This is a genomic window from Telmatospirillum siberiense, assembly GCF_002845745.1.
Taxonomy (GTDB): Bacteria; Pseudomonadota; Alphaproteobacteria; order Rhodospirillales; family Magnetospirillaceae; genus Telmatospirillum; species Telmatospirillum siberiense.
The window spans coordinates 48,375-56,138 of record NZ_PIUM01000039.1; the positions used below are offsets into that span (position 1 = coordinate 48,375).

Sequence of the window (7,764 nt, forward strand, 5' to 3'; positions counted from 1 at the left end):
CTCAGGATGCCCTCACATGACCATGGTTCGCCTTGCCGCAGCGGTGGCTGTTCTCTCCGCCTTGTCATTAACCGGTTGTAGCGAGGCCCGTCGGGCCCTTGGCTACGACAAAGCGCCTCCCGATGAATTTACCGTAATGGCCCGCGCACCCTTGGCGCAGCCACCGGATTTCACCTTGCGTCCGCCGCTTCCGGGGGCGCCCCGCCCGCAGGAGGGAACGGTGCGTGATCAGGCCAGAAGCGTACTGGTTCCCGGACGGTCCGGCTTGTCGCTTGGCGGCGCGTCGGGTCTCAGCCAGGGTGAGCAGACCATTCTGACCAGGGTCGGCGCCAGCCAGGCCGATCCGAACATCCGCCGCAAGGTCGACGAGGAAACCACGGCTCTGATCGAGGCCGACAACGGTTTCGCCGACAAGATCATGTTCTGGCAGGACAAGCCGGCGCCTGGCGAGGTTCTCGACGCCACCCAGGAGGCCAAGCGTCTGCAACGGAACGCTTCCGCGGGCAAGCCCGCCTCGGAAGGCAGCTCGCCGCAGATCATCCGTCGCGAAAAAGGTTGGCTCGAAGATATCTTCTGATGTGATGCCGATGACGGCTCACCGTCACAGCCACGATTGAGGCCGGGGTCCGTTCGGAAATTTTCTGAACGGACCCTCACGGTCTTATATGACGCTTCCGCTCCGCTTCAGCGGGCTCTTAAGCGCCGTCGAATTCCGGGCGGGATGGGGCCGGCAACGGCCTCTTCTCCGGGGCCCGGGTTTCTCACGAGAGACCTCTTCGTCCGCTCGGAGGTTTGATGAAAACGTTTTTCCGCGTCCTCGCACAGCCGGCCGCCGTCTGTTTCATCGCCGGCCTGTCGATCGTCGCCTCGGCCACCGCCGTCCGGGCGCAGATTTTCAATCCCGAGACCTTTACCCTGAAGAACGGCATGCAGGTGGTGGTCATTCCCAACCACCGCGTTCCCGTGCTCAGCCACATGGTTTATTACAAGGTCGGCGCGGCGGACGAGACGCCGGGCAAGACCGGCCTTGCCCATATGGTCGAACATATGATGTTCAAGGGGACCAAGGCGGTGCCGGCCGGCGTCTTCTCGCAGTTGGTGGCGAAGAACGGTGGCCGCGACAACGCCTTCACCACTGCGGATTTTACCGCCTATTACCAGAACGTCGCCGCCGACAAGCTGGAATTGGTGATGAAGCTCGAATCCGACCGGATGGCCAACCTGTCGCTGAAGGATGCGGACTTCTTGCCCGAGCGCCAGGTGGTCATCGAGGAGCGGCGGATGCGGATCGACAACGCGCCTGCCGCCCGTTTGAACGAACAGCTTGAAGCGTCCCTGTTCCTGAACAGCCCCTATCATCACCCGGTGATCGGCTGGCGGAACGAGATCGAAAAATACACCCTCGCCGACGTCGTTGACTTCCATCACCGGTGGTACGCTCCCAACAATGCCATTCTCCTGGTTTCAGGCGACATCACGGTGGCCCGCCTGAAGCCGTTGGCCGAGAAATATTACGGCGTCATTCCGGCACGGGCGGTCCCGCCGCGCCAGCGGACGGAAGAGCCGCCGCCCATCGCCGCCCGTACCGTGGAGCTGCGCGATCCGGAGGTCCATCAGCCGAACTGGCAGCGCCTTTATCTGGCGCCCAGCTACCTGTCCGGCGAGACCCGGTTCGCCTATCCGCTACAGATTTTGGGCGAAATTCTGGGGGGAGGCAGCACCAGCCGTCTTTACCGGAGTCTGGTGGTCGAACGGAAGCTGGCCGCGATGGCTTCGGCCGGGTACGATCCCGGCAGTCTCGGTCCGACCTCCTTCTCCTTCGACGCCTCGCCGCTTCCCGGCATTTCCATGGAAGATCTGCAAGCGGCCATGCTCGCGCAGATCCGTTCGGTGGTAACCGACGGCGTCAGCGCCGGAGAGGTCGAGCAGGCCAAGCGGCGCCTTCAGACGAGCATCGTCTATGCGAAGGATTCCTATTCGGCGGGAGCCCGCGTTCTTGGGGCCGCGCTGGCCGGCGGCCGGAGAATCGCCGATGCCGAGGCCTGGCCGCAGCGGATCGCCGCCGTGTCCACCGACGAGGTCAATGAGGCGGCCCGCTTTGTCCTGAGGGACGAAGGGGTGGTGACCGGCCTGTTGTTGCCATCCGATCCGCTGAGCGCGGATGCTCGTGCCGCCACCCCCGATCCGACGCCTAAGGTGCCGGCGGGCATGCCCGGGAGGGAGCTGCGATGATGTCTCGTCATATTCTTTTCGCGGCCGTTCTGTGCCTTCTGCCCTTTTGGCCGGCGCAAGCCCTGACCATCGAGCAGGTGACCAGCCCCGGCGGTATCCGCGCCTGGCTGGTCCAGGACCACGCCAACCCGATCATCACCCTTGAACTGTCCTTCAAGGGGGGCGCTTCCGTCGATCCGGTCGGCAAGGCCGGACTGGCGGAGATGGTCGGAGGTCTGCTCGACGAGGGGGCGGGCGATCTCGATTCGCAGGCCTTTCACGGAAAATTGGAAGACCTGGCGATCGGTTTCGGTTTTTCCGCCGGCGCGGACAATTTTCAAGGCCATCTGAAGACCGTTACGGCCAATCGGGACACGGCCTTCGATCTGTTGCGTCTCGCCCTGACCCAGCCGCGTTTCGACGCCGATGCGGTGGAGCGCGTGCGCGGGCAGATTCTGAGTATCCTGGCGGAAGAGCTTCAGAATCCCAATGTCATGGCGCGGCGCGCCTTTGCCCGGGCGATGTATCCCGATCATCCTTACGGACTGCCGGTCGACGGTACTCCGGACAGCATCAAGGCGATTTCCGCCGACGATCTGAAGGAATGGGTCAAGGCGCGTCTGGGGCGCGACAAAATGACCATCTCGGTGGTTGGCGACATCACGCCCGAGGAACTGGGGGGGCTGCTCGACCGGACCTTCGGCGCACTGCCGGAAACGTCAGCGTCCATCGATGTCGCCTTCGTGCCGCCACGGACGAACGGCGGAGTCGAGATCGTGCACCGGCCGATTCCGCAAAGCATCGTGATGTTCGGCGAGCCGGGCCTGAAACGTGACGATCCCGACTGGTATGGCGCTTACGTGATGAACTATATCCTGGGTGGTGGGGGGCTGTCCTCGCGGCTGATGACCGAGGTCCGGGTCAAACGCGGCCTGGCCTACGGCGTCTATAGTTACCTTTCGCCGCGGGATCATTCGGCCTTGCTGGGCGGGAGCGTGGCCACGCGCAACGATCGGGTCAAGGACAGCCTGCAGGTGATCCGCGACGAGTGGCGCCGGATGGCCGAAAACGGGGTGTCGGCCGAGGAACTGGCCGACGCCAAGACCTATTTGAACGGGTCGTTTCCCTTGCAACTGGAAAGCACCGGGGCCATCGCCGCGTTGCTGCAGTCCATTCAGTTGGACAGGCTGGGCATCGATTATCTGGATCGGCGCAACGTCCTGATCGACAAGGTGACCCAGGCCGACATCAAGCGTGTGGCGGCCCGCCTGCTCGATGGCGGAAAACTGAGCTTCGTGGTCTTGGGGGATCCGCAAGGGTTGTGAACGAGCCGGTCGGCAACAAAACGTAACTTCGACATATTTGGCCCTTTCCGGCGTGCGTGTTATGGTGCGCCGGCTTGAGGGCCGATGGGAAACGTCTTGAGCAACCGGAAGAACAAAAGTGGCCTCGAAGAGGCCGTCCCGAGACGATACGTCAGGATGCTGAACATTTACCGCTTTTCCGTCGCGTCGGCGAACCGGCGCTAAGGGTCTGGATCTCATGGGGATGGTTAAAACCCTGACCAGGGCCGAAGGCGTTCGCCGCTTTCTTTGCTGGCTGGCAGCACAATATATCCGCCTCGTTCATGTGACCGGGCGCTGGCAGGTCGTCGGAGGAGAGTTGCCGCAATCCTTCTGGGATGACGGGCGGCCGTTCATTCTCGCCTTCTGGCACGGGCGGATCCTGATGATGCCCTATTGCTGGCGTCGCCGGCAGCCCATCAACATGTTGATTTCCCAGCACCGGGACGGTCAGATCATCGCCCGCACGGTCAGTCATTTCGGCATATCCACCATCGTCGGCTCCTCCTCGAAAGGTGGCGTGGCCGCCTTGCGCGCCATGTTGCAATCATTGAAGGGGGGAACCTGCGTCGGTATTACGCCCGACGGTCCGCGCGGACCCAGAATGCGGGCCTCGGACGGCATCGTTCAGGTGGCCCGAATGTCTGGCTGTCCGATCATTCCCTGCACCTTTTCCGCGCGACGCCGCAAGCTGCTGGGGAGTTGGGACCGTTTTTCGGTGGCCTTGCCCTTTTCCTCCGGCGTCTTCGTCTGGGGAACGTCCATCGAAGTCCCATCCGGCGCCTCGTCCACCGATTTGCAGGCCGCCCGGGATGCGGTGGAGGCCAGCCTGAACGCCATTACCGAGGAGGCTGACCGGCGGATGGGGCATCCTCCCGTCGAACCTGCGCCCCGGCCGGAGGCGTCTCCCCGCTCCCCCGGGGGGCTGGGGCGATGATTCTTTCGCTTTACCGCGGTCTGACGACGCTGGGCGCGCCGTTGATCGCCTATTATCTCGACAGGCGGATGGCCCGCGGCAAGGAGGACCGGGTTCGTTTCGGCGAACGCCGGGGCATCCCCAGCCTGGCGCGGCCGGAGGGCAAGGTGGTCTGGCTTCATGCGGCGAGCATCGGCGAATCCGTTTCGATGCTGCCGGTGATCGAGCGGCTGCAGGCCGAGCTCGGCACAACCGTGCTGATCACCACCGGAACGGTCACCTCCGCCGAATTGATGGCCGAACGTCTCCCCGAGGGCGCCATCCATCAATATGTGCCGGTCGACAGGCTGCCTTGGGTCCGGCGTTTCCTCGATCATTGGCGTCCCGATCTCGCCTTGTGGGCGGAATCGGAGTTCTGGCCCAATCTTCTGGTCGAAACGGCGGAGCGCCGGGTCCCCCTGATCCTGTTGAACGGCCGCATCTCCGATCGTTCTTTCGCCAAATGGCGCCGCCAGCCCCGCTTGATGCGCCGTCTGCTGGAAGGGTTCGTCCTCTGCCTGGGACAGACGCCCACGGATGCCGATCGCCTGTCCGTGCTGGGGGCGAAGCGGGTGGCCTGCCGGGGCAATTTGAAATTCGCCGCGCTGCCCTTGCCGGTCGACGAGGCCGCGCTGACCGCGCTGGCCGCCCGAATGAATGGCCGTCCCCGCTGGCTGGCGGCCAGTACCCATCCCGGTGAAGAGACCCTGGCCGGCCGCGTTCACCAGGCGCTGCATGCGGCTCATCCCGGTTTGCTGACGGTCATCGTGCCCCGGCATCCCAACCGCGGCGCCGAGGTGGCGGCGGAACTGGAGGGGCAAGGCCTGTCCGTGGCCCGGCGCGGCACCGGGCAGGAGATCACGGCTGAGACGCAGATCCTGTTGGCCGATACCTTGGGAGAAATGGGGCTGTTCATCCGTCTGGCCCCCATCGTCTTCATGGGAAAAAGTCTGATCGGACAAGGGGGGCAGAATCCTCTGGAACCCGCCCGCCTGGGAGCGTCGGTTCTGTTCGGTCCCCATATGGACAATTTTTCCGAAATCGCCAGCCGGATGTGCGCCTCCGGCGCGGCCGAGCAGGTCGCCGACGAGACCGCCCTCGCCGAGGCCCTTTCCCGCCGATTGGCGGATCCTCGTGCGCTGGCGCTTTCCGGCCGAATGGCTCATGATTTCGCTCAGGCCGAGGACGACGTCCTTGATGCCGTCCTGGCCGAGATTTCCCCATGGTTGCGCGGGAAGGGGGCGGAATGATGCGTGCGCCGGGCTTTTGGATGAAGGAGGGGCCGTTGTCGCTGGCCCTGTCGCCTTTGGGATGGGGCTGGTCGATGGCAAGCGGCTGGCGCGGACGGTTCTCGCCGGCCTTCGAGGCGCCGATCCCCGTCGTTTGCATCGGCAATGTGGTCGTGGGCGGCGCCGGCAAGACGCCGGTCGCCCAGTCCGTCGCCCATCGCTTGCCGGGGGCGCATTTCCTGTCGCGTGGATACGGCGGGCGCGAGGCGGGGCCTCTGCTGGTCGATCCGAAGACGCACGGCCATGAGCGGGTTGGCGACGAGCCGCTGCTGCTCGCCGAAACGGCTCCCTGCTGGGTGGCCAGGGATCGTGTCGCCGGAGCGCGCCGCGCGGCGGCAAAAGGGGCCTCCTGTCTGGTGATGGACGACGGTTTCCAAAATCCATCCCTGAAGAAGGACGTCAGCTTGCTGGTCGTCGATGGACATGTCGGTTTCGGCAACGGCCGCTGCATGCCTGCCGGTCCGTTGCGCGAACCCGTGTCGCGGGCGTTGGCGCGCGCCTCCGCCGTGGTCATTCTGGGCGAGGACCGTGCCGATGTCGCCCGCCAGGTCGACGGCAAGCCCATCCTGACGGCCAGACTGGAGCCGGAGGCCGAGGCCAGCGCCCTGGCCGGCCAGCGGGTGGTGGCCTTCGCCGGGATCGGCCGGCCCGAGAAATTCTTTCAGACGCTGGAGTCGCTGGGAGCCACCGTGGTCGAGGCCTACGGTTTTTCCGATCATTATCCCTATCAGGTCTCGGAGATCGGCGAATTGATCTCCATTGCCAAGACCCGAGCCGCCGCTTTGATCACCACCACCAAGGACATCGTTCGGATCGAACCTCATCAGCGCGCCAATATCGGAGTGTTGCGGATTACCGTGACCTGGGACGACGAGACGGCATTGCATGACGTGTTGCGACCGGCAATGGAAGGACGTCGCCATCAATGATCAGCCGCAAGGAGCTGGCGTTTCGCTGTGAAGCCATCATCGTCTGGATCGTTTTCAGACTTTTTGCCCTGTTACCCCTCGACGCCGCATCCGCCGTCGGCGGTTGGATCGGTCGGACGATCGGCTATCGTCTGCCGGTCACCCGCCATGCCCGGCGCAACCTGACCCGGTTTTTTCCCGATTGGTCCGATGCCGAACGGGAGGCCGTCCTGGTTCGCATGTGGGACAATATCGGGCGAACCGCCGGAGAATATCCGCACATTCCCGAATTGACCTATGGTCCCGGCTGTCGCGTCGAGATCGAGGGGATGGAGCATTTCGCGGCTTTGCGCGATGATGGGAAGCCCGGACTTTTTTTCAGCGGGCACTTCGGAAACTGGGAAATCATGGGCCCCTTCGCGGCCCATCATGGTATTCCGCTGCATCTGATCTATCGGGCTGCCACCAATCCCTACGTCAATTGGGTCTTCACCTCGGGGCGGGCCAACGAGGGTGTCGAATTGATCCCCAAGGGATCCGCCGGCGCCCGAAAAGCCCTGGAAAAGCTGAAAAACGGCGAGCATATCGGCATGCTGGTCGACCAGAAGATGAACGATGGCATCAGCGTGCCCTTTTTCGGGACAGAGGCGATGACGGCGCCGGCCCTCGCGACGTTTTCGCTGAAATACAAATGCCCCGTGGTGCCGGCGCACATCGTTCGGCTGAAAGGGGCCAGGTTCCGCATTATTTTCGATCCGCCCATGCAGTTCGAAGCAAGCGGCGACCGCCACGCCGACGTGCGCGCCGCGATGACGGCGGTGAACGGCCTTCTCGAACGATGGATCCGCGAGCGGCCTGACCATTGGCTGTGGCTTCACAGACGCTGGCCTGAATAATTAAAAGAAAGGCCGCAGCAGGTTTCCCTGCTGCGGCCTTTCTTCTTTGGTCCGGGACCTGGCCGTCCCTTACGGGAGGACGATCTGGACGCGGCGGTTCTGCGGCTCGCGGACGCCGTCCTTGGTCGGGACGAGCTGCTCGCTCTTGCCCTTGCCCACCAC

Annotated in this window: 7 protein-coding genes; all 7 read left to right on the forward strand. The window is 64.1% G+C overall.

What is annotated here, in order from left to right:
- Window positions 1-16 precede the first annotated feature (16 nt).
- The 7 genes from CWS72_RS23825 (at window position 17) to CWS72_RS23855 (ending at window position 7,602) form a co-directional block, all read left to right on the forward strand.
- On the forward strand, window positions 17-577 hold the full coding sequence (locus CWS72_RS23825) for a DUF3035 domain-containing protein (RefSeq protein WP_101253155.1): 561 nt from the start codon (window positions 17-19) through the stop codon (window positions 575-577).
- Window positions 578-795: 218 nt separating this feature from the next.
- On the forward strand, window positions 796-2,232 hold the full coding sequence (locus CWS72_RS23830; RefSeq protein WP_101253156.1) for a M16 family metallopeptidase: 1,437 nt from the start codon (window positions 796-798) through the stop codon (window positions 2,230-2,232).
- On the forward strand, window positions 2,229-3,536 hold the full coding sequence (locus CWS72_RS23835; RefSeq protein WP_241911871.1) for a M16 family metallopeptidase: 1,308 nt from the start codon (window positions 2,229-2,231) through the stop codon (window positions 3,534-3,536). Before CWS72_RS23830 ends, CWS72_RS23835 begins: the two co-directional genes overlap by 4 nt.
- A 217-nt stretch (window positions 3,537-3,753) precedes the next feature.
- Entirely contained in the window at window positions 3,754-4,491 is a 738-nt protein-coding gene (locus tag CWS72_RS23840) for a lysophospholipid acyltransferase family protein (protein WP_101253157.1), read from the forward strand.
- Entirely contained in the window at window positions 4,488-5,759 is a 1,272-nt protein-coding gene (locus CWS72_RS23845; RefSeq protein ID WP_101253158.1) for a 3-deoxy-D-manno-octulosonic acid transferase, read from the forward strand. Before CWS72_RS23840 ends, CWS72_RS23845 begins: the two co-directional genes overlap by 4 nt.
- Window positions 5,759-6,727, forward strand: coding sequence for a tetraacyldisaccharide 4'-kinase (gene lpxK / locus CWS72_RS23850; protein WP_101253166.1), 969 nt, complete (start codon window positions 5,759-5,761; stop codon window positions 6,725-6,727). The genes CWS72_RS23845 and lpxK overlap by 1 nt, the downstream gene beginning before the upstream one ends.
- Window positions 6,724-7,602, forward strand: a complete 879-nt coding sequence (locus CWS72_RS23855) for a lysophospholipid acyltransferase family protein (protein WP_101253159.1) — start codon at window positions 6,724-6,726, stop codon at window positions 7,600-7,602. The genes lpxK and CWS72_RS23855 overlap by 4 nt, the downstream gene beginning before the upstream one ends.
- The last annotated feature ends 162 nt before the right edge of the window (window positions 7,603-7,764 follow it).

What these genes read in the sequence shown, in the direction of transcription:
- CWS72_RS23825 (WP_101253155.1), top strand. Translation starts at nt 17, where the DNA reads ATGACCATGGTTCGCCTTGCCGCAGCGGTGGCTGTTCTCTCCGCCTTG.
- CWS72_RS23830 (WP_101253156.1), top strand. Translation starts at nt 796, where the DNA reads ATGAAAACGTTTTTCCGCGTCCTCGCACAGCCGGCCGCCGTCTGTTTC.
- CWS72_RS23835 (WP_241911871.1), top strand. Translation starts at nt 2,229, where the DNA reads ATGATGTCTCGTCATATTCTTTTCGCGGCCGTTCTGTGCCTTCTGCCC.
- CWS72_RS23840 (WP_101253157.1), top strand. Translation starts at nt 3,754, where the DNA reads ATGGGGATGGTTAAAACCCTGACCAGGGCCGAAGGCGTTCGCCGCTTT.
- CWS72_RS23845 (WP_101253158.1), top strand. Translation starts at nt 4,488, where the DNA reads ATGATTCTTTCGCTTTACCGCGGTCTGACGACGCTGGGCGCGCCGTTG.
- lpxK (WP_101253166.1), top strand. Translation starts at nt 5,759, where the DNA reads ATGCGTGCGCCGGGCTTTTGGATGAAGGAGGGGCCGTTGTCGCTGGCC.
- CWS72_RS23855 (WP_101253159.1), top strand. Translation starts at nt 6,724, where the DNA reads ATGATCAGCCGCAAGGAGCTGGCGTTTCGCTGTGAAGCCATCATCGTC.